The organism is Brevibacterium sp. JSBI002, assembly GCF_026013965.1.
In the GTDB taxonomy this organism is placed as follows: Bacteria; Actinomycetota; Actinomycetes; order Actinomycetales; family Brevibacteriaceae; genus Brevibacterium.
Map to the genome: position 1 here is coordinate 1,472,783 of NZ_CP110341.1, position 21,354 is coordinate 1,494,136.

Sequence of the window (21,354 nt, forward strand, 5' to 3'; positions counted from 1 at the left end):
TTTACACAGCGGCACCGAGGTGGTGGAGGAATTCTGCATGGATTCGTCCGTCGGTGCCCAATTCCGGGTGGAAGCTGGCACCCCAGACCGAACCCTGCCGGACGAGGACGGGCGTGTCGTCGTGACGGGCGAGCACTTCGGTGTCGGGTCCGAGATCGAGTATCTGCGGAGCCCGAATGAATGTGCCCTCGACCGGTTCGCCCAGCCCGCGTACGGTCAGCGGGGTGGTGAAGGACTCGCGCTGTCGACCGTAGGCATTGCGGGCCACGGTGACATCGAGTCCGCCGAGGCGGTCATACCCACCCAGCGAATCGTCGCTGAGCCGGTCGGCCAGGAGGATGAGTCCGGCACAGGTGCCGAAGACGGGCAGACCGCCGGCCATGCGTCCGCGCAGAGTCGCGAAGAGATCCGTGCCGGCGGCGAGGCGCACCATGGCCGTGGACTCACCGCCGGGCAGAATGAGCGCATCGAGGTCCGTGAGGTGTTCGGACCTGGTGACCTTGAGGGTGTCGACCCCCAGGGAGCCGAGCATGAGCAGGTGCTCACGGAAGGCTCCCTGGAGGGAGAGGACGCCGACTCTCACCAGCCGCGCTCGGCCAGGCGGTGCGGTGCGGGGACATCGGCGACGTTGATGCCGACCATCGCATCGCCGAGTCCGCGGGATGCCTCGGCCACGGCCTGCGGGTCATCGAAGTGCGTAGTCGCCTCGACGATGGCTTTCGCGCGTGCCTCCGGATTGCCGGACTTGAAGATGCCGGAGCCGACGAAGACGCCGTCGGCACCGAGCTGCATCATCATCGCTGCATCTGCAGGGGTGGCGATGCCGCCGGCGACGAAGGTCGCGACGGGCAGACGACCGAGGCTGGCGACCTGCTTGACCAGGTGGTACGGGGCGGCGATCTCCTTGGCCGCGACGTAGAGCTCATCTTCGCTCTTCGCTCCCAGCGCACGGATCTCGGAGTTGATGGTGCGCAGGTGGCGCATCGCCTCGGAGACGTCGCCGGTTCCTGCTTCGCCTTTCGAACGGATCATCGACGCGCCCTCCTGGATACGGCGCAGAGCCTCACCGAGGTTGGTTGCACCACAGACGAACGGCACCTTGAAGACGGACTTGTCGATGTGATTGACGTAGTCAGCGGGGGAGAGGACCTCCGATTCGTCGATGTAGTCGACGCCGAGGGTTTCGAGGATCTGAGCCTCGACGAAGTGTCCGATGCGGGCCTTGGCCATGACCGGGATGGACACGGCGCTGATGATCGAGTCGATGAGGTCGGGATCGCTCATCCGGGCGACTCCACCTTGTGCGCGGATGTCGGCGGGGACGCGTTCGAGGGCCATGACTGCGGAAGCACCGGCTGCCTCGGCGATGCGTGCCTGTTCTTCGTTGACGACGTCCATGATGACGCCGCCCTTGAGCATCTGAGCCAGTCCGGTGTTGAGCAGGGTCTGTGTTTCGGTCATTGTGGTGTAGATCCATTCACTGTCGCGGAGTCGATCCGGGTCGACACAGGGAGCAGGACAAAGCGTTCTCTGTCTGCTGCCAGTGGGTCGGAGGGATCGTGGTTCTTCGGGTGTGAACGGCCGTTCCCGACCAGCCTAAACCGATGAGTGGCTCAACGAGAGAGCCAGAAACGTGGAAGAATTTTAGGCCAGACGAACGTGATCGCTCTATGATCGAGTCATGGTCACGAAGTCACAGGACGGCACTCAGGCCGAGGGCATCGCTCTGCCGGTGAACGTCGACAAGGGGCTGTCGACTCCGTTGCCGGATCAGCTCACTCAGGAGCTGCGTCGTCTGATCTCGGACGGGACTCTGCGGCCGGGGGATGCTGTGCCTTCGAGCCGTCGGTTGGCCAAGCATCTCGGAATCTCTCGCGGCAGTGTGGAGACAGCGTATGCGCAGCTTGCCGTGGAGGGATTCCTCATCGCCGCCGAGCGTTCGGCCACGCGGATCAATCCCGACCTGCCCGCCGCCTCGACGACGGTGGGCTCCAAACACCGAGTTCCGGACTCGCCGAGGCGGCGCCTGCGCAACTATGTCGACCTGCGCCCGGGGTTCGGCGGTGACGATCCTCTGCGCGAACCGGCCTTTCGGCGGGCCTGGAGGGAATCACTCGACGTCGACCCGGGTCCGATCGATCCCTTGGGCCAGCCCCGAGCCCGGTGGGCGATTGCCGACTATCTGCGGCTGACTCGTGGGATGGCCGTCGACCCCGACGAGATCATCCTCACCAGCGGGTCTCGCGATGGTCTGCGACTGCTGCTGAGCCTCGGCGTCCCCGGATCCATCGCCGTGGAGAATCCCGGTTTCCCGGGTCTGCGCCAGGCGATGACCGACCAGCAGCTTGTGCCTCTGGACTTGGTCGGCTCCTCGCCGGCACGGGCCGATGTGGCTGCGGCCGTCGTGACACCGAATCACCAGTTCCCGCACGGAACACCGATGCCGGTCGATCAGCGTGCCCGCCTGTTGGACTGGGCGGCTCGAGGAAACGTTCTCATCGTCGAGGACGACTACGACAGTGAGGCCCGCTTCACTCGCACAGTGCTGCCGACCCTCTTCGACCTCGCGACATCGAGCGGCAGCAGCGCGCAAGTCGTCCACATCGGCACCTTCTCTGCCCTGCTGACCTCGGCCGTATCGACCGGATACGTCATCGCTCGTGGACCGATCTCGGAGGAGCTCATGAGCCTGCGCGCGGCACTCGGGCCGGCGTATTCGCCGATTCTGCAGATGGCCATCGCCTCCTACCTCGGCTCCGGTGGGCTGCGTCGTCGCATCTCCCGGGGACGGCGGCGACTCCGGGCCGCCGAGGAGGTCGTGTCCGAAGTCGGCCCGATCCCCGGGCTGGTCCACGAGGGACGCACACTCGTCATCGAAACGTCTCAGGCGCAGGCCGCAAGCCTGTTGAGGGATCTGGCCGAGCGCGGCATCCTCGTCGCCTCTTTGGCTCGCGGTTGGGCCGGTGGCGACGAGGTTCGACACGGTCTGGTCATCGCCCATTCGAACGTCGAGGCCCCTGTGCTGCGAGAGGCCCTGGGAGAGGTGAAGACCCTGTTGAGTAGGATTCAGTCATGAGGAATTCCGGATTTGCAGTCGACGGCATCATCAAGCTGCTGCTGGCCGTGGTCGGCTTCATCTTCATCGGCGGGCTCGAGGACTTCTTCCTCGCCCCACGCTGGTTGGTCGTCACCGCACTGGTGCTGCTCTTCCTCAGCGCCGCTACCCAGATCTCCTATGTCGTGACCAAGGGGGAGAAGCGCTACCTGAAGTTCCCGATGGTCTTCGACGCACTCCTCATCGTCGCGGTCGTCGTCGGCCTCATCCTCGCGGCTGCGAGCAACCCTGCTGGCGCCTGGATCCTCTTCGGGCTGGTCGGTGTGGGCTCGTTGGGCATCGCCGTGGTCTTCACGACGGGTGAGAACGGTCCGTCCTTCAGCGAAGACGAGCCGCAGAACCCCTGACCCCTGTCGTACGCGCCCTGACTCTTCGCAGAGCCGCCCGAAGGCCCTAACCCTTCGAGGCCTCCTCACGGAAGCTGCTGTGACTGCTGACCTTTCGTCGTTCAAGGCGAACAGCGGATATGTGGTCGTGTGCGGTCACATATCCGCTGCAGCGGTTGAACGACACAAAGCTGGCTGCGCGAAGGGTCGACAAACGCGGCAGCGCTTGATCGAGGCGGGGTCAGCAGACTGGTACGCTCAGCGGTTGAAGGCGATGGCCGCGATATGACCGTCGGGAATGCCGACCTCGAGATCGTGGATGTCGACATCCGGATGCGGTGAGTTCGGTTCCGGCCCGGCGCCGATGTAGTCGAGTCCGGGATCGCGAGCCAGGCCCGTGCTCAACGCCTTGAGAAAAGCTTCTGTGCGCGCCCACACGCGGACGAAGCCGGCAGCGAAGTCGTCATCGGGAAGCTCCTCGATCTCTGCTCGTTCCCTTTCATGGAGCAACCGCATCGCCTCGAGGGCGACATCGCGTTCGGGGATCGCTTCGATGTCGAGTCCGAGCGGGTCGTCGGAGACGGCGACGAGGACAAGGCGACGAGACCTCGACACGGAGAATTCGCACTCGTCGTGACGTGGTTTGCCCGCCGAATCGAGGCGGATCTCGATCGCAGCGGGATCCTGACCCAGGTGCGCCCCGAGCACATGGCGGAGGACGACACGGCCTGCCGACCAGGTGGAGGCCGCCTCGGCGTCGAACTCCTTCGCATAGTTGCGTTCCTGCTCGGTGAGCACGGAATCGTCCTCCCGCGCCCACGCCGCTTCGGCCGAGGTATCGGCGAGGACGAGGGTGACGGGAAGTTCGGTGGGCAGTTCGGTGAAGCTGGGGTGGTGCGCCATCGATCAGCGGCCCAGGGCCTTGTTGATCTTCTTCAGTTTGCGGCCCAGCACGAAGATCCGCACCGAACCGATGATTCCAGCAATGAGGATGCCGCCGATTGCGGCGAAGAGCATCGCCACACCCAGGGGCAGTTCGAACTGCCAGCCGAAGTACTTGAACTCGGCCGGAACATTGTTCTGCAGAATGAAGATGAGCAGCAGGACGACGATGAGGGCGCCGAGGATGAGGGAGCCCCACATTCCCGCCGACATTCCGGATCCGGCCTTCGTCGACGGCAGCTCACCAGTGTGTCCCGTCGGAGGCTGAGTCTGCTCACGCTGCTCGTGCGGGGGAATCTCCCGGGTCTTGTCCACCGCAGCTGTCTCGCCCGTCGCGGGAGTATCGCTGCCGAGGACTGAATCGGTTTCGGCCAGGAGCTCTTCGGGCGTCTGCGAATCGCCACGCGGGTCTTGAGTGCTCATGCGCCCATCATATCTGCTGATGGGCGCATGAGGCGGGTTTGCAGAAAGAGTCCCGGCAGCGGCTGCCGGGACTCTTTCATCAGGGGTGTCGATCAGTTGATCAGACGGTCTTGCTCAGCGAGGAGATGATCTCATTGAGCGTGGCCGAGGGCCGCATGGCGGCTTCGGTCTTCGCGTCGTTCGGGTAGTAGTAGCCGCCCAGGTCGACCGGGCTGCCCTGAACCTCGAGGAGTTCGGCCACGATGGCGTCCTCCTTCTCGGACAGTGCCTTCGCCACCGGTGCGATGGCCTCGGCCAGAGCTTCGTCCGAGGTCTGCTCGGCCAGCTGCTGTGCCCAGTAGAGGGTGAGGTAGAAATGGCTGCCGCGGTTGTCGATCTCGCCGACCTTACGCGACGGCGACTTGTTCTCTTCGAGGAACTTGCCGGTCGCGGCGTCGAGGGTGTCGGCCAGCACGCCGGCACGCTCGTTTCCGTGGACGTTGAACTCGTGGCGGAACGATTCGGCCAGTGCGAGGAACTCACCGAGGGAGTCCCAACGCAGGTGGTTCTCTTCGACGAGCTGCTCGACGTGCTTCGGAGCCGAACCGCCGGCACCGGTCTCGAACAGTCCGCCGCCGGCGATGAGCGGAACGACGGAGAGCATCTTCGCCGAGGTGCCGAGCTCGAGGATCGGGAACAGGTCAGTGTTGTAGTCGCGGAGGACGTTGCCGGTCACCGAGATGGTGTCCTTGCCCTCACGGATGCGGTCGATGGAGAACTGAGTGGCCTCCACCGGGTTCATGATGTGGATGTCCAGGCCCTCGGTGTCGTGGTCACGCAGGTACTCCTCGACCTTCGCCTTGATGTTGCGGTCGTGGGCGCGGGTCTCGTCGAGCCAGAACACGGCCGGAGTCTCGGACAAGCGGGCACGGGTGACGGCAAGCTTGACCCAGTCGCGGACGGGGATGTCCTTCGTCTGGCAGGCGCGCCAGATGTCACCGGCAGCGACCTCGTGGCTCATGAGCACATCGCCGGCGGAGTTGACGACCTCGACGGTTCCGGCCTCCGGGATCTCGAAGGTCTTGTCGTGGCTGCCGTACTCTTCGGCCTTCTGCGCCATGAGACCGACATTGGGCACGGTGCCCATGGTCCGCGGGTCGAAGGCGCCCTTGGCCTGGCAGTCCTCGATGACGGTCTGGTAGACGCCGGCGTAGGAGGAGTCGGGGATGACGGCCAGGGTGTCCTGGGTCTGGTCATCCTTGTTCCACATCTTGCCGCCGACGCGGATCATCGCCGGCATCGAGGCATCGACGATGACGTCGGAGGGCACGTGAAGGTTCGTGATGCCCTTGTGCGAGTTGACCATGGCCAGGTCGGGCCCGTCGGCCAGACCCTTCTCGATTCCGGCTTTGACTCCGGCAGCTGCCTCGGCAGGCAGGGTGTCGAGCCCGGCGAGGATGGCGGCCAGTCCGTTGTCGGAGGTCAGTCCCGCCTCGGCGAGGACGTCACCGTACTCGGCGAAGACGTAGGGGAAGAAAGCTTCGATGACCTTGCCGAAGAGGATGGGGTCGGAGACCTTCATCATCGTGGCCTTGAGGTGGACGGAGAAGAGGACGTCGTCGGCCTTGGCCGCGGCGATCTGGTCCTTGACGAATTCGTCGAGGGCGGCGGCGTTCATCTTCGTCGAATCGACGATCTCGCCGGCCAGGACGGGCAGGGACTCCTTGAGGACCTTCGTCTCTCCCACAGCGGTGCGCAGGCGGATCAACAGGGTGTCATCGGCCTCGATGATCACGGACTTCTCGTTGTCGCGGAAGTCGTCCGAGCCCATGGTGGCGACGCGGGTCTTCGAGTCCTTGGACCATTCGCCCATCGAATGCGGGTGGGCCTTGGCGAAGTTCTTCACTGCCTGCGGAGCGCGACGGTCGGAGTTGCCCTCACGCAGCACCGGGTTGACGGCCGAACCCTTGACCTTGTCATAGCGTGCCCGAACGTCCTTCTCCTCATCGGTCGAAGGCTCCTCCGGGTAGGCGGGCAGGTCGTAGCCCTGGGACTGCAGTTCGGTGATCGTCGCCTTCAGCTGCGGGACGGAAGCCGAGATGTTGGGCAACTTGATGATGTTGGCATCGGGGGTCTTCGCGAGATCGCCGAGCTCCGCGAGTGCGTCGCCGACCTGCTGTTCCTCAGGCAGACGGTCGTTGAACTGGGCCAGCACGCGTGCGGCGAGAGAGATGTCCCTGGTCTCAACCTCGACACCGGCCGACGTGGCGAAGGCTTCGATGATCGGCTTGAGCGAATACGTCGCCAGAAGCGGCGCTTCATCCGTGCGCGTGTAAATGATTTTAGCCATAGTTAAGGACCACTCCGCATCTTTTTGGGGTTTATCGCCCTCCATCCTACCTTCTGGGCCATTTCGGTAGGCGGTCCCGGCCGATGATGGTGCTCACATCCCCAGGTGGCACCCGGTAGTCTTCTGTGTCGGCACGGACAACAGAAAGAGGACGACAGTGGCCAAACTCTACTTCCGGTACGGGGCGATGAATTCCGGCAAGTCGACCGCTCTTCTGCAGGCGGCCTTCAACTACGAGGAACGCGGCCAGCGCGTTCTGCTGGCCAAGCCGCTGATCGACACCAAAGGCGCATCGCAGATCGTGTCCCGATTGGGCGTCACCCGTGAGGTCGACTTCGTCATCCCCGCCGACGGTGACGTGGAGCGGATCTATGCCGAACATGCCGACTACGTCGACCACGATGCCCTCATCGAATCCATCGACGCCCCGAAGATCCCGGTCGCGTGCCTGCTCATCGACGAAGCGCAGTTCCTCAACCCCGTCCAAGTGGATTCGCTCATGCGGATCGCCACCACCGCCTCGGTGCCGGTGATGTGCTACGGAATCCGCACAGACTTCCAGACGAAGGCATTCCCCGGTTCAGCGCGACTGCTCGAGATCGCCCACACCCTCGAGGAACTCAAGACGATCTGCCGCTGCGGCCGCAAGGCGATGTTCAACGGCCGCCTCGTCGACGGAGCGTTCATCTTCGACGGCGATCAGGTCGCCATCGACGGCAATTCCGTGACCTATGAGTCACTGTGCCCGAGCTGTTATCTCGAGTACTCCGGCGGTAGGCTGTCAACGACAGACTCCTGACCGATCCCGACACAGCTTCCCCGTCGAATCCAGCTCATCGACGACCGTCGTATCCAGCCGAAATCCGTTCGCACTTTCAGTTCTCAAGGAGCCTCCATGCGCATCGCCGTCCGTGCCTTCAACGACAATCCCGGTTCTCCCGTCCTCGTCTTCGGCAACGCTTTGGGCACCCGGATGCCTTTGTGGACCTCCGTGGCCGCGCGTCTGGCCGACGATTTCCAGATCTACCTCACCGACCTTCCCGGACATACCCTCCCTTCCGGTGATTCGCTCGCAGAGGCGGCCGCCCCGCTGACGATCGAAGCGCTGGCTTCCGGTGTCGTCGAGTCCCTCGCCGAGCTCGGGGTGGAGTCCTTCATCTACTGCGGAGTCTCGATCTCCGGCGGCGTCGGTCTGACCCTGGCGCTCAACCACCCCGATTCGCTGACCGGACTCGTCGCCTGTGCGACGGCCGAGAAGTTCGGCACTCCGGAATCCTGGGACGAACGCATCGGCGAAGTCCGCGCCGACGGTACCAAGGGACTTGTCGATGACACCGCCGATCGGTGGTTCGCCGCCGGGTTCCTCGGCGAGGACATCGCCACCGGCCACCTCGTCCTGTCCGACCTCGCCCTGGTCGATGACGAGGCGTACATCGCGGCCGCCTCGGCGCTGAAGACCTACGATCTGAGTGGGAAGCTCGGCTCGATCGCCACCCCGACGCTCGTCATGGCAGGGGCTCAAGATCCCGGTTGCACACCTGAGGCGATGTCGGAGTTGGCCGAACAGATCGAGGGCGCACACTTCGTCACGATCCCGGACTCGGCTCACCTGCCGATGGTCGAACACCCCGAGATCGTCGTCGACTACATCCAGGAGTTCTGCGGCCGGCTCTAGAAGGGCGCGCTCCGTCGCATCTTCGGCGTTCCGGTATTCGGGATCGCTGTCTGAGCTCGAGCGGAACTGGCAGACTGATGTCATGACTGCGCTGTTCGAACCGCTGACTCTGCGCGGAACCGAGATTCCCAACCGCATCTGGCTCGCCCCGATGTGCCAGTACTCCTGCGAAGCCGAAGACGGAATGCCCGGCCCCTGGCATCTTGTCCACCTCGGTGCCCGGGCGCAGGGTGGATTCGGGCTCATCCTCACCGAAGCCTCCGCCGTCGTCCCGGAGGGGCGCATCTCACCGCAGGACGCCGGGATCTGGAACGACGATCAGGCCGAATCATGGTCGGCGGTCGTCGACTTCGTCCACTCCCAGGGCAGCATCATCGGCATCCAGCTCGCCCACGCCGGCCGCAAGGCCAGCACCTACCGCCCCTTCACCGGGGAACCGAAAGGCAGCGTCCCCGAATCCGAGGGCGGATGGCCGACTCTCGGCGCCAGCCCCATCGCCTATCCTCAGCTGGCCGAGCCCACGGAGATGACGAAGGACGACATCGCCGAGGTGGTCGCCGCCTTCGCAGCTGCTGCCCGCCGTGCGATCGACGCCGGGTTCGACCTCGTCGAACTCCACGCGGCCCACGGCTATCTGCTCCATTCTTTCCTGTCACCGCTGTCGAACCAGCGCAGCGACGAATACGGCGGCGATCTCGCCGGCCGGTCCCGACTGCTCCATGAGGTCTATGCGGCCGTGCGCGCCGAGGTCGGCGAGGATGTGCCCGTGTTCGTGCGCATCTCGGCAAGCGAATGGACAGACGGCGGTTTCGACATCGCCGAAGCCGCAGAGGTCAGCCGTGCGCTGTCGGAGGCCGGAGTCGACCTCATCGACGTCTCCTCCGGAGGCAACTATCCGGTGCGGATCCCCATCGGCCCCGGCTACCAGGTGTCCCTGGCCGCAGCGATCCGCGCCGAAGGAGCCTTGACCGGAGCCGTCGGACTCATCACGGAGCCGAAGCAAGCCGAGACCATCCTCAGCACCGGCCAGGCCGATGCGATCTTCATGGCCCGCGCCGCTCTGCGGGAACCTTCCTGGCCGCAGCGAGCCGCCCATGTCCTCGGAGTCGAACCCGGACCCTACCCTCCGCAGTACACTCGCGGAGCCTGGTGACCTGTCCCTGAACAGTTCGCAGCATCAGCACAGATTGAGGAGTTTGGAAATGCACACGATCGAAACCGAGCACGTCATCATCCGCTCTATCGCGGTCTCCGAGATGGCGAACAACGTCTATCTGCTCACCGCCAAAGAGACCGGTTCCCAGGTCCTCATCGACGCCGCCGATGACGCCGAGGCGATCACCGAACTCATCGGCTCAGGAGCGCAGGACACCGAGGCCGACCCGAAGCTCAGGGCGATCATCACCACGCACCAGCATTGGGATCATATTCGGGCGCTGCCGGCCACCTCGGCGAACTATCCGGAGGCGATGACCATTGCTGGGGCTGCGGACGCGGCCGCCATCACCGAGGCGGAAGGAGTGGAGATCGCGCATTCCGTCGATCACCTCGATGTCGGGGACTTCGGCGGATTCGTCCTCCAGGCAATCGCTCTGCGCGGGCACACCCCCGGTTCGATCGCACTGCTTCTGCGCGACGGGGGCCAGACGATCCTGTTCTCCGGTGACTCGCTGTTTCCGGGCGGGCCGGGCAAGACCTGGTCGGCCGAGGACTTTACCTCGCTCATGGACGACCTCGAGGAGCGGGTCTTCGGCGAACTTCCGGACGAGACTCTCGTCCTGCCCGGACATGGGGACTCGACGACCCTGGGCGAGGAACGTCCGAAACTGGGGGAGTGGCGCGAACGCGGTTGGTGACCGCAGTTCGGCTCTCAGCTCGGCAGCGCCGCGAAGCCGATGAGCGCCCAGACGATGGAGAGCAGACCCACGGCGATGATGCCGATGTTCCACCTCGTCTCGATGACACGCTGTCCGCTGGCGTTGGCCAGCTCTGCGTCGCTGAGCGCCGCATAGCGATCGAGCACGGCATCGACGGCCGGGCTCGGATCTTCGACGAGCTGACGCCTGCCCCGTTCATCCTTCTCCCATTTCTTGCCCTTGCCGGCCAGCGGCCATGAGGCGAACTTCTTCTCATGAGTGCGCACACTCAGACCGAAGTGCGTCTCGAAGCCGTCGACGAGGTTCCACGGAATCGTCACGGTCTGCAGCGGATTGACCAAGATGAGCTGCTGTCTGTGCAATTCGACACGGGGATAGCGATAGAAGACGAAGACCAAGGTGCCGACGGCCAGCGGGATACCCGCAGCGGCCAGACCACGCAGGGTGAAATCGCCGAACACGATCGAGAGCACACCGAAGGCACAGAGGCCGCCGACGATGAAGAAGAGGGCCGTCGAACTCGTCGTCCGCACGACGGTCGGCTCGGTTTCATTGCGATCTATCTCACTGTCAGCCACCTGATCATCCTATCCATTGAGACTGAACAAAAGTTGTCTGTTCTCTTGGTCTCGAAACGGTAACGATTCGGAAATTTGCTCATTATGTGGACTCCGTCACAGTCGCCCGTGAATTAACTTTGATGCAATCCATGTGAAAAGCATGAACGCGGTCACATGCGCTTCGGTCTCTGCCGACGCGCTGCATGTGACCGGAATGCACTCCGGTCTGGGAGTGTAAGAACGAGGGTGACTCGCCCTAGAACAACAAGGAGAGAACGTGAACAAGCGCTTCCTCGCGGCCGGTGCCTCTGTGGCTGCCGCTGCAATGGTGCTCACCGCCTGCACACCCCCTGGCGGAGGCAGTGACGATGAAGCATCAAATGACACCGCCGTCAACATCGGTTGGAACGAATCCTTCCGGTCGATGAACACACTGACGGCCAACGGCAATGCGACCTCGAACGCCATTCTCACCTACATGATGAATGACAACTTCGGGTACTACGACGGTGACCTCGAAGTTCAGGACGGAGCCCTCGGCAAGGTAGAACAGGTCTCGGAAGATCCGCTCAAGGTCAAGTACACATTCAACGATGATGCCAAGTGGTCCGACGGCACCCCCGTCGACGCCGCTGACCTGGCGCTGACCTGGGCCGGCACCTCGGCGAACTTCAACACCGTCGAAGCCAACAACAACGACGACGGAACGGTGAAGAAGAACGACGCGAAGACCGTCTACTTCGATTCCTCGACCGCCGGCTCGGCTCTGATCAAGAAGTTCCCGGAGATCTCCGATGACGGCAAGGAGATCACCCTCGAATACTCCAAGCCCTACGCTGACTGGCAGACCGAGTTCGGCACCGGTGCCGACGGCGTCGGTGTGCCCGCCCATATCGTGGCGAAGAAGGCACTCGGGGTCGACGACGCCGAGAAGGGCAAGGAGGCCATCCTCAAGGCCATCAAGGACAAGGACACCGAAGCCCTGTCGAAGATCTCGAACACCTGGAACACCGGGTTCGACTTCACCTCGATGCCGAAGGACGAGGACCTGCTGGTCCACAACGGTCCCTACAAGATGACGAAGTTCGAAGAGGGGCAGTACGTCACCCTCGAACTTGACGACAACTACACGGGTCCGGTAAAGCCGAAGGTCAAGACCGTCACGGTCCGCTACAACGGCGATCCGATGGCGATGATCCAGGCGATCGAGAACGGCGAGGTCGACATGACTCAGCCGCAGGCGACCGCTGACGTCCTCTCCGCAGCCGAGAAGATCGACGGCGTCACGGTCGACGCCGCCGATGGTGCGACCTACGAGCACGTCGACTTCACCTTCGACAACAAGGGTCCCTTCGACCCGGCTGCCCACGGTGGCGACGAGGAGACGGCGAAGAAGGTCCGTCAGGCGTTCCTCAAGGCGCTGCCGCGTGAGGACATCGTCGAGAAGATCATCAAGCCTCTCAACGACAAGGCCGTCACCCGCGATTCGTACTCGCAGGTTCCCGGCTCGCCGATGTACGACGCGATCACCAAGGTCAACGGCGTCGCAGACGCCGCCGATGGTGACGTCGCGGCCGCGAAGAAGCTGCTCGAGGAAGCGGGCGTCGACGCTCCGACCGTGCGTGTTATGTACGACAACACGAACTCGCGTCGTCAGCAGGAGTTCCAGCTGATCAAGGAATCGGCCGAGAAAGCCGGCTTCAAGATCAAGGACGTCGGAGACGTCAATTGGGGCACCCGCCTCGGCGACGGAACCTACGATGTCTCGCTGTTCGGCTGGCAGTCCGAAGGCACCGGAGTCACGGAGAACGATGCGAACTTCCGCACCGGCGCTCAGAACAACTACGGCGGCTACTCGAGCAAGGAGATGAACAAGATCCTCGACAAGCTGCTCGTGTCCAAGGAAGATGAGCAGCAGGAGCTTCTCATCGACATGGAGAAGCAGCTGACCGAGGACGCCTTCGGCGCGCCGATCTTCCAGTTCCCCGAACTGACGATCTACCGTGACAGCGTGAAGAACGTGAAGTCGACGTCCGTGTCGCCGACGATGTTCTGGAACTACTGGGAGTGGGAAGTCAACTGATTCGCGACTGACGCGATCGGTTCTTCTCCACCCAAGCCTTCTGTGGGGATCACTGTGTGATCCCCACAGCGGCGTTTTCGGAAGATTGAAACGGAACCCTCATCATGATCAGATTCATCCTCCGACGATTGCTGTCGACGGCGCTCGTACTCCTCGTCGTCACCTTCGTCCTCTACCTGCTCCTCAACGTCGCGCTCGACTTCTTCTGGGACCTGCGCGCGAGCACCTCACCGAATATCGAGGCCCTCTACGAGTCGCGTCGACGACTCCTCGACCTCGACACTCCCGCAGTCGTCCGCTACTTCAAGTGGTTGGCAGGCGTCGGCGGCTGCGCCATCGGCCAATGTGACTTCGGAATCGCCTGGAAGTCGGGCCAGGAGGTCACCGAACAGCTGCAGGGCGCGATCATCAACACGATCAAGCTCATCACCGCCTCGACGATCGTGGCCATCATCCTCGGCATCGCCGTGGGCATGATCTCGGCCATCCGCCAATACTCGGGCTTCGACTACTTCATCACCTTCGTCTCCTTCCTCCTCTACTCGCTGCCCGTCTTCTGGGTGGCGGTGCTGCTCAAGCAGTACGGTGCGATCGACATCAACAACTTCATCAACGATCCGACCCTGGAATCCTGGTGGCCGATCATCATCGGCTGTGTGGCCATGGGCCTGTTCTGGATGGGCGCGCTCGGAGGCAGCGCGAAGCGTCGAGCCATCACCTTCGCCGCTGCCGCGCTCATCACCTTCGGCACGATCTACTACATCCTCGCCAGCGGCTGGATGCAGCAGCCGACCATCGGCCTCCTCGGCGTGGTCGTCATCGGCGCCGGTGCGGCCATCGTCATGACGTACCTGTCGACGGGACTGAAGAACCGCCGCGTGCTCTATGCCTCGCTGACCACTGTGGTCATCGGCGCGCTGCTCTACTGGCCCCTGATGAACCTCTTCTACTACGTCGACATGAATTGGCTGTGGATGTTCGGGCTCTTCATCGTGGCGATCGCGGTCGCCATCGGCGTCGGACTGGCATTCCGGGGACCGGATCCCTGGGACACCGCACGCACGACGAGCTTCACCGCCATCATCGTGGCAGTGCTCATCTTCGCCGACCGCGTACTGCAGGGGTGGCAGGAGTATTCGGACGACCCGGCCATCAACAATCGCCCGATCGCGACGATCGGCGCTTCGGCGCCGAACATCGACGGTGACTTCTGGATCACGAACCTCGACTCGTTCACCCACCTCCTGCTGCCGTCGATCGCCCTGGTTCTCATCTCCTTCGCCTCGTACACCCGCTACACCCGCGGTTCGATGCTCGAGGTCATGGGACAGGACTACATCCGCACGGCACGCGCCAAAGGTCTCAACGAACGTACGGTGATCATGCGCCACGCTCTGCGCAATGCGCTGCTGCCGCTGGCCTCGGTCATCCCTGTCGACATCATCACGATGATCGGCGGTGCCGTCATCACGGAGACGATCTTCGGCTGGAACGGCATGGGCAAGCTCTTCATCGACTCGCTGCACAACGCGGAGCTTGATCCGGTCATGGCCTACATCCTCATCACCGGTCTGCTCGCCATCATCGCCAACCTGGTCGCGGACTTCCTCTACGCCGTCCTCGACCCGAGAATCCGAGTGAACGCATGAGTACCAACAACGACAAACAGAACGCTCTCGCCCTCGACGAAGTCGGGGACAATGCGATCGAGTCGAAGGAGACCGAAGGTCTCTCCCAGGGCAAGATCGTCCTGCGCAAGTTCCTTCGCCACAAAGGCGCGATGATCTCGATCGTCGTCCTCGTGCTGGTGGCCATCTTCGCCTTCAGCGCACAGGGCTTCGGTGCTGTGCCGGGCTGGTGGAAGTTCAGCCATACGGCCTCCGGGCCCGTGGTCAACCCCGGGGGTGCCCCCACGTGGTCATTGGCGAACTTCTTCTCGCTCGGCGACCATCCGTTCGGACAGGATGAGATCGGTCGTGACAACTTCGCCAGGGTGATGAAGGGAACGCAGATCTCCCTGGTCGTCATGTTCATCATCGGCATAGTGTGCCTGATCATCGGCACAGTAGTCGGCGCCCTCGCGGGCTACTACCGCGGTTGGGTCGATTCGGTGCTCATGCGCATCACCGACGGCTTCGTCATCCTGCCGGTCATCGTGGTCGGCTCGATCCTCGGTGTGCTCGTCGGCGGAGCGAACGGTCCTCTGCTCGGTGTGGCGCTGGGCTGCATCCTCTGGGTGGGCCTCGCGCGACTCGTCCGCGGTGATTTCATGTCCCTGCGCGAACGCGAATTCGTCGACTCGGCCCGCGTGGCCGGGGCCAGTGACTTCCGAATCATGTTCAAGCACATGCTGCCCAATGCCATGGGCGTCATCATCGTCAACACGACACTGATCATGAGCCAGGCGATCGTCCTCGAAGCCTCCCTGAGCTACCTCGGCTTCGGCATCAAACCGCCCGGCATCTCGCTCGGTCAGCTCATCAGCGAATACCAGACCTCCTTCGCCACACGCCCGTGGCTGTTCTGGTGGCCCGGCCTGTTCATCATCGTCATCGCTCTGTGCGTGAACTTCATCGGCGACGGTCTGCGCGACGCGTTCGACCCGCGGATGAAGACCATCCCGAGCTGGAGGAAGATGAAGAAAGCCGAGCGCATGGCACAGAAGGAGGCGAAGTGATGGCTGAGAACAAAGCAGACACCCAGCCGAAGAAGGGCTCCCCGATCCTCGAGGTCAACGACCTCGGAGTCCAGTTCTGGGTCAGCGACGAATGGTGGATGGCCGCCGAACACCTCGACTACACGGTCAATGCCGGCGAGGTTCTGGCGATCGTCGGCGAGTCCGGTTCGGGCAAGTCGCAGTCGAGCATGTCTCTGCTCGGGCTCCTACCGAGCAACGGCCGTGCGACCGGATCAGCGAAGCTCAACGGACGTGAACTCATCGGCATGCCGCCGGAGAAGATGCAGGCCGTGCGCGGCAACGACATCTCTGTGATCTTCCAGGAGCCGATGACGGCGCTCAACCCGGTCTATACCGCTGGGTACCAGATCGTGGAGACGCTGCGCGTCCACCTCGACATCGGTCCCAGGGAAGCCAAGGAACGAGCCCTCGAGCTCATGCGGCTCGTCGAGATCCCGGATCCCGAAGACCGGTTCCATTCGTTCCCGCACCAGCTCTCCGGTGGTCAGCGTCAGCGCATCATGATCGCGCAGGCTCTGGCTTGTCAGCCGAAGCTGCTCATCGCCGATGAGCCGACCACCGCGCTCGACGTCACGGTGCAGGCCGAGATCCTCAAGCTCATGCGCGAATTGAAGTCGAAGCTCGACGCGGGCATCATCCTCATCACACACGATATGGGCGTGGTTGCTGATATGGCCGACCGCATCATCGTCATGCGCGCCGGCAAGGTGGTCGAGTCGGGCACCGCGGAGGAGATCTTCTATCATCCGCAGCATCCGTATACGAAGCAGCTCCTCGAAGCTGTGCCCCACCTCGGCGCGGGTACCGACAGCGAAGTATTCGGCGGCAGCGTCGGCGATGTCCGAGCCTCGCTGTCCGATATCAACTCCGACCAGGTCTCGCACGCGGATGACCCGGTGGGGCGGCCGGAGGCCGGCGCGGGCGGCGATGGTCTCTCCGAGGCCGGGGCTGCCGATATGGCCGTGGCCGAGGCGCGTGCCCAGGCGACCGAACCGGATCGCCCGGACATCGAGATGGACTCCACGGAGACGTACTACCATCCCGGTTCGCAGGCGGACTTCTCGAAGCCCTCTGCCCTGCAGCTGCGTGACGCCGCGATCGAGTACCCCGCAATCGGCCGGAAGAAGGCCTTCCGCGCCGCTCACCACATCAATCTCATGATCGCTCCCGGCGAAGTCGTGGGCCTGGTGGGGGAGTCGGGGTCGGGTAAGACCACGATCGGACGAGCCGCTCTCGGGCTGCTGCCCACGGTCGAAGGCGACATGGTCGTCAACGGCACGAGCATCAAAGGCCTGAGCAACAAGCAGATGCGGCCCCTGCGCAAGGAAGTCGGAATCGTATTCCAGGATCCTGGTTCCTCGCTCAACCCGCGACTGCCGGTCGGGGAGTCGATCGGAGAGCCTCTCTACCTCCATGAGGGGATGAAGGGGCCGCAGCTGAGCAAGCGAGTCGAGGAGCTGCTCACCGCGGTCGAACTGCCGACCTCCATGCGCAACCGCTATCCGCATGAGCTCTCCGGCGGTCAGCGCCAGCGCATCGGCATCGCCCGTGCTCTGACTCTGCGACCGAAGCTGCTCATCGCCGATGAGCCGACCTCGGCGCTTGACGTGTCCGTGCAGGCGAAGGTCCTCGACCTGTTCGAAGGTCTGCAGAAGGAATACGGTTTCGCGTGTCTGTTCATCAGCCACGACCTGGCCGTGGTCGAACGCATCGCCGAGCGCATCGCGGTGATGCGCCACGGCTACCTCGTCGAGATCGGCAAGTCCTCACAGGTCGTGTCGAACCCCGTCCACCCGTACACACAGCGTCTGCTGTCGGCGGTTCCGGTTCCGGATCCGAAGGAGCAGCGTAAGCGTCGGGAGGCCAGGGACGCGGTCCTCGAGGCCACGATGAACGCCTGACTTCGCCCAAGCTGACGGCCACCTGCACGCGATCGCGTGCGGGTGGCCGTATAATTGTCTGTTGGGTCCGGGCTGGACCGATCTCTCTATCTCAAAAAGGTTCTTGATGACTGAAGCCATCACACGACGGGAAAACCGCCGAAACGTAGCAATCGTCGCACACGTCGACCACGGCAAGACCACGCTGGTCGATGCCATGCTCCGGCAGACCGGTGTGTTCAGCGAACACGGCGACTTCGCCGAACGCGTCATGGATTCAGGCGACCTCGAACGCGAGAAGGGCATCACCATTCTCGCGAAGAACACCTCCGTCCTCTACAACGGTCCCTCGGCCGGCGAGGACCCCATCGTCATCAACGTCATCGACACCCCGGGCCACGCCGACTTCGGCGGTGAGGTCGAGCGCGGACTGTCCATGGTCGACGGCGTCGTCCTCCTCGTCGACGCATCGGAAGGTCCGCTGCCGCAGACCCGCTTCGTCCTGCGCAAGACGCTGGCCGCGAAGCTGCCCGTCATCCTCGTGATCAACAAGACCGACCGTGCCGATGCCCGCATCGACGGAGTCGTCGAGGAAGCTCAGGACCTGCTCCTGGGTCTGGCCTCCGACCTCGCCGACGAAGTCCCCGATCTCGACGTCGACTCGGTCCTCGACGTGCCCGTCGTCTTCGCCGCCGCGAAGGCAGGTGCCGCCTCCCTCGAACAGCCCGCCGATGGAGCGGTCCCGGACAACCCCGACCTCGAACCGCTGTTCAAGACCATTCTCGAGACGATCCCGGCACCGGAGATCAACTCCGACGGCATCCTCCAGGCACATGTCACGAACCTCGACGCATCGCCGTTCCTCGGTCGTCTGGCTCTGCTGCGCATCTTCGGCGGCACGCTGAAGAAGGGACAGCAGGTCGCCTGGGCCCGCGGTGACGAGATCAGCTCGGTGAAGATCACCGAACTGCTCGAGACCCAGGGTCTCGACCGGGTGCCCGCCACGGAGGCCTCGGCCGGTGACATCGTCGCCGTCGCCGGCATCCCCGACATCATGATCGGTGACACGCTCACAGACATCAACAATCCGAAGCCGATGCCGGCTATCGTCATCGACGATCCGGCGATCTCGATGACCGTGGGCATCAACACCTCCCCATTGGCCGGCCGTGAGAAGAACACGAAGGTCACCGCCCGTATGGTCAAGGACCGCCTCGACCAGGAGCTCGTCGGCAACGTCTCGCTCAAGGTCGTCCCGACCGAGCGCCCCGACGCCTGGGAGGTCCAGGGTCGCGGTGAGCTGGCTCTGGCCATCCTCGTCGAGCAGATGCGCCGTGAAGGATTCGAACTCACGGTCGGCAAGCCTCAGGTCGTGACCAAGCAGGTCGACGGCAAGGTCCATGAGCCATTCGAGGAGCTCACGGTCGACGTGCCGGAGGACTACCTCGGGGCCGTGACCCAGCTGCTGGCTGCCCGCAAGGGTGTCATGTCGACCATGACGAACCACGGCACCGGCTGGGTGCGGATGGAGTTCAAAGTTCCCGCTCGCGGCCTCATCGGATTCCGCACTCGGTTCCTCACCGAGACCCGCGGCACCGGTATCGCGAACACGATCTCGGCCGGTTACGGACCGTGGGCCGGCAACATCGAGTTCCGCATCAACGGATCTCTCGTGGCCGACCGCGCGGGAACAGTGACCCCGTACGCGATGATCAACCTGCAGGACCGCGGAACCTTCTTCGTCGAGCCGACCTCCGAGGTCTACGAAGGCCAGATCGTGGGCGAGAACTCGCGTGCCGACGATATGGACGTCAACATCACGAAGGAGAAGAAGCTGACGAACATGCGTTCGGCTTCTGCTGACAGCTTCGAGAACCTCACTCCGCCGCGCAAGCTGACCCTCGAGGAGAGCCTCGAGTTCGCTCGTGAGGACGAGTGCGTCGAGGTCACCCCGGGTGCCATCCGCATCCGCAAGGTCGAACTCGATCAGAAGGAACGCGCAAAGCTCTACGCGAAGATGCGCCGCCAGAACGCCTGAGCCGGATTCCTTGATCCGGCAGCACCGAATGACCTCGAGCACCCAGGAACCAATGACTGTTACGCCACGCGTCCTCCTCGTGCACGCTCATCCCGACGATGAGACGATCACGACGGGCGGCACGATTGCCGAATTGGTCTCCGAGGGTGCCGAGGTCATGGTGCTCACAGCCACCCGCGGTGAGGGCGGCGAGGTCATCCCCGCGGAGCTGAAGCAGCTCGAGGGCGACCGGGCCGGTCTCGCCCGGGTCCGGGAGCAGGAGATCGCCGAGGCGATGCATGCTCTCGGTGTGCGCATGCAGACTTTCCTCGGCGGGACCACGCGAACCTTCGAGGATTCGGGAATGGAGTGGGGACCGGACGGTCACGCTCGACCCGCGTCATCGATGAGCGACAACGCCCTGTGTGCGACTGACATCACGACCGTGGCCAGACACATTGCCGCCGTCATCGATGCGTTCGAACCACACGCGATCATCACCTACGCTGCCAACGGGGGCTACGGTCACCCCGACCACGTGAGGGTGCACGAGGCCACGACCGCGGCCTTCGACTTCGCCGAATGGCGGACCGGTCGGCTGCTCTACGTCGACACCCCCACCGAGGTGGCCCGCCGTTCGTTCGACCCCAACCAGGACGGGTTCGCCGACACCGGATTCGCCTCCGTCGACACGATCCCGGCCAAACCACCGGTCGGTCAGATCGTCATCGACCAGGACGTCAGCGCGGTGCTGCCGGCGAAACGGGCAGCACTCGAGGCTCATCGCACCCAGGTGAGCGTGTCCGGCGGCTTCTTCGCGCTGTCGAACGGTGTCGGTCAGAGGATCGGCGATCGCGAATACTTTTCGATCGGGGCAGGCACTCCGGTCCCATCCGAGATCCTCAACACCGGACCGGCCCCGCACGTGCTCACCGGCCTCGACGTCGCAGCGGTCGAAGCTCAGGAGAACGCGGCAGCGCAGCCCCTGCGACGGCGACGCGAACCGCGGAAGCCCGGGATCTTCGCCTATCTCCACTCAGCTGTGCTCGGACTGCTCATCGCCTTCCTCGGCACCATGCAGCACCTCAACGTCACGGTGATCAACCTCGGGCAGACCCCAATCATCCTGCCGTGGGGGCTCGTCCTGGCCCTGGCCCTGGCGGCTGCGGGACTGTGGCATCTGAAGACGATGTACCGCAGCAGCGCTCCGATGCTGGTCGCGGCTGTCATCATCGCCGCGTTGTCCTTCGTCTTCGGTCAGCCGACGTGGCTGCCCGGGGCCGATATGATCGTCACCGGACTGCTGCGTTCGGTTGTGTGGCTGCTCGGACCGATGGTCCTGGCCGCCGTCTTCTCCTTCATCAACGTGCGCGGGCACGATCGCACTCGCTAGACTCGTGCGAACCGCACCGAATCAGTCGTTATCGAC

Annotated in this window: 18 protein-coding genes; 12 read left to right on the forward strand and 6 right to left on the reverse strand. The window is 63.8% G+C overall.

Annotated elements, in window-relative coordinates; genetic code table 11:
* Position 1: 1 nt before the first annotated feature.
* Positions 2-583 (reverse strand): pyridoxal 5'-phosphate synthase glutaminase subunit PdxT, encoded by a 582-nt coding sequence (gene pdxT / locus LJ362_RS06710; RefSeq protein ID WP_320109160.1) that lies wholly within the window; start codon positions 581-583, stop codon positions 2-4.
* Entirely contained in the window at positions 580-1,461 is an 882-nt protein-coding gene (gene pdxS / locus LJ362_RS06715) for a pyridoxal 5'-phosphate synthase lyase subunit PdxS (RefSeq protein ID WP_264801385.1), read from the reverse strand. Before pdxS ends, pdxT begins: the two co-directional genes overlap by 4 nt.
* Positions 1,462-1,681: 220 nt before the next feature.
* Here pdxS and LJ362_RS06720 point away from each other — a divergent pair, with 220 nt between their 5' ends.
* Both LJ362_RS06720 and LJ362_RS06725 read left to right on the forward strand, forming a co-directional pair.
* Positions 1,682-3,076, forward strand: coding sequence for a PLP-dependent aminotransferase family protein (locus LJ362_RS06720; RefSeq protein WP_264801386.1), 1,395 nt, complete (start codon positions 1,682-1,684; stop codon positions 3,074-3,076).
* Entirely contained in the window at positions 3,073-3,462 is a 390-nt protein-coding gene (locus tag LJ362_RS06725; RefSeq protein WP_264801387.1) for a hypothetical protein, read from the forward strand. Before LJ362_RS06720 ends, LJ362_RS06725 begins: the two co-directional genes overlap by 4 nt.
* Positions 3,463-3,699: 237 nt before the next feature.
* On the opposite strand, the gene LJ362_RS06730 is transcribed toward LJ362_RS06725, so the two are convergent.
* From LJ362_RS06730 to LJ362_RS06740, 3 genes are all read right to left on the reverse strand, one after another.
* On the reverse strand, positions 3,700-4,344 hold the full coding sequence (locus LJ362_RS06730; protein ID WP_264801388.1) for a 4'-phosphopantetheinyl transferase family protein: 645 nt from the start codon (positions 4,342-4,344) through the stop codon (positions 3,700-3,702).
* Positions 4,345-4,347: 3 nt separating this feature from the next.
* The gene (locus LJ362_RS06735; protein WP_264801389.1) at positions 4,348-4,806 is read right to left on the reverse strand and encodes a lipopolysaccharide assembly LapA domain-containing protein; all 459 of its coding nucleotides are present in this window, start codon (positions 4,804-4,806) and stop codon (positions 4,348-4,350) included.
* Positions 4,807-4,906: 100 nt separating this feature from the next.
* A complete protein-coding gene (locus LJ362_RS06740; RefSeq protein ID WP_264801390.1) occupies positions 4,907-7,135 on the reverse strand; it encodes an NADP-dependent isocitrate dehydrogenase in 2,229 nt (742 codons plus the stop codon).
* Between the two features lie 157 nt (positions 7,136-7,292).
* On the opposite strand from LJ362_RS06740, the gene LJ362_RS06745 reads away from it, so the two are divergent.
* The 4 genes from LJ362_RS06745 (at position 7,293) to LJ362_RS06760 (ending at position 10,666) form a co-directional block, all read left to right on the forward strand.
* A complete protein-coding gene (locus LJ362_RS06745; protein ID WP_264801391.1) occupies positions 7,293-7,934 on the forward strand; it encodes a thymidine kinase in 642 nt (213 codons plus the stop codon).
* Between the two features lie 96 nt (positions 7,935-8,030).
* Positions 8,031-8,810, forward strand: coding sequence for an alpha/beta hydrolase (locus LJ362_RS06750; RefSeq protein WP_264801392.1), 780 nt, complete (start codon positions 8,031-8,033; stop codon positions 8,808-8,810).
* A gap of 82 nt (positions 8,811-8,892) precedes the next feature.
* Positions 8,893-9,963, forward strand: a complete 1,071-nt coding sequence (locus tag LJ362_RS06755) for an NADH:flavin oxidoreductase/NADH oxidase (protein ID WP_264801393.1) — start codon at positions 8,893-8,895, stop codon at positions 9,961-9,963.
* Between the two features lie 49 nt (positions 9,964-10,012).
* The gene (locus tag LJ362_RS06760; protein WP_101544891.1) at positions 10,013-10,666 is read left to right on the forward strand and encodes an MBL fold metallo-hydrolase; all 654 of its coding nucleotides are present in this window, start codon (positions 10,013-10,015) and stop codon (positions 10,664-10,666) included.
* A gap of 14 nt (positions 10,667-10,680) precedes the next feature.
* Here LJ362_RS06760 and LJ362_RS06765 read toward each other — a convergent pair whose 3' ends face one another.
* The gene (locus tag LJ362_RS06765) at positions 10,681-11,265 is read right to left on the reverse strand and encodes a hypothetical protein (protein ID WP_264801394.1); all 585 of its coding nucleotides are present in this window, start codon (positions 11,263-11,265) and stop codon (positions 10,681-10,683) included.
* 259 nt (positions 11,266-11,524) lie between these two features.
* On the opposite strand from LJ362_RS06765, the gene LJ362_RS06770 reads away from it, so the two are divergent.
* The 6 genes from LJ362_RS06770 (at position 11,525) to LJ362_RS06795 (ending at position 21,318) form a co-directional block, all read left to right on the forward strand.
* The gene (locus LJ362_RS06770; RefSeq protein WP_264801395.1) at positions 11,525-13,330 is read left to right on the forward strand and encodes an ABC transporter family substrate-binding protein; all 1,806 of its coding nucleotides are present in this window, start codon (positions 11,525-11,527) and stop codon (positions 13,328-13,330) included.
* A gap of 104 nt (positions 13,331-13,434) precedes the next feature.
* A complete protein-coding gene (locus LJ362_RS06775; RefSeq protein ID WP_264801396.1) occupies positions 13,435-14,979 on the forward strand; it encodes an ABC transporter permease in 1,545 nt (514 codons plus the stop codon).
* Positions 14,976-16,007, forward strand: a complete 1,032-nt coding sequence (locus tag LJ362_RS06780; protein ID WP_264801397.1) for an ABC transporter permease — start codon at positions 14,976-14,978, stop codon at positions 16,005-16,007. Before LJ362_RS06775 ends, LJ362_RS06780 begins: the two co-directional genes overlap by 4 nt.
* Positions 16,007-17,929: an ABC transporter ATP-binding protein gene (locus tag LJ362_RS06785; protein WP_264801398.1), complete on the forward strand. Its 1,923-nt coding sequence runs from the start codon at positions 16,007-16,009 to the stop codon at positions 17,927-17,929. The genes LJ362_RS06780 and LJ362_RS06785 overlap by 1 nt, the downstream gene beginning before the upstream one ends.
* 106 nt (positions 17,930-18,035) lie before the next feature.
* Positions 18,036-19,946 (forward strand): translational GTPase TypA, encoded by a 1,911-nt coding sequence (gene typA / locus LJ362_RS06790; RefSeq protein ID WP_139466927.1) that lies wholly within the window; start codon positions 18,036-18,038, stop codon positions 19,944-19,946.
* A gap of 52 nt (positions 19,947-19,998) precedes the next feature.
* Positions 19,999-21,318, forward strand: coding sequence for a PIG-L family deacetylase (locus LJ362_RS06795; protein WP_264801400.1), 1,320 nt, complete (start codon positions 19,999-20,001; stop codon positions 21,316-21,318).
* Positions 21,319-21,354: the final 36 nt, after the last annotated feature.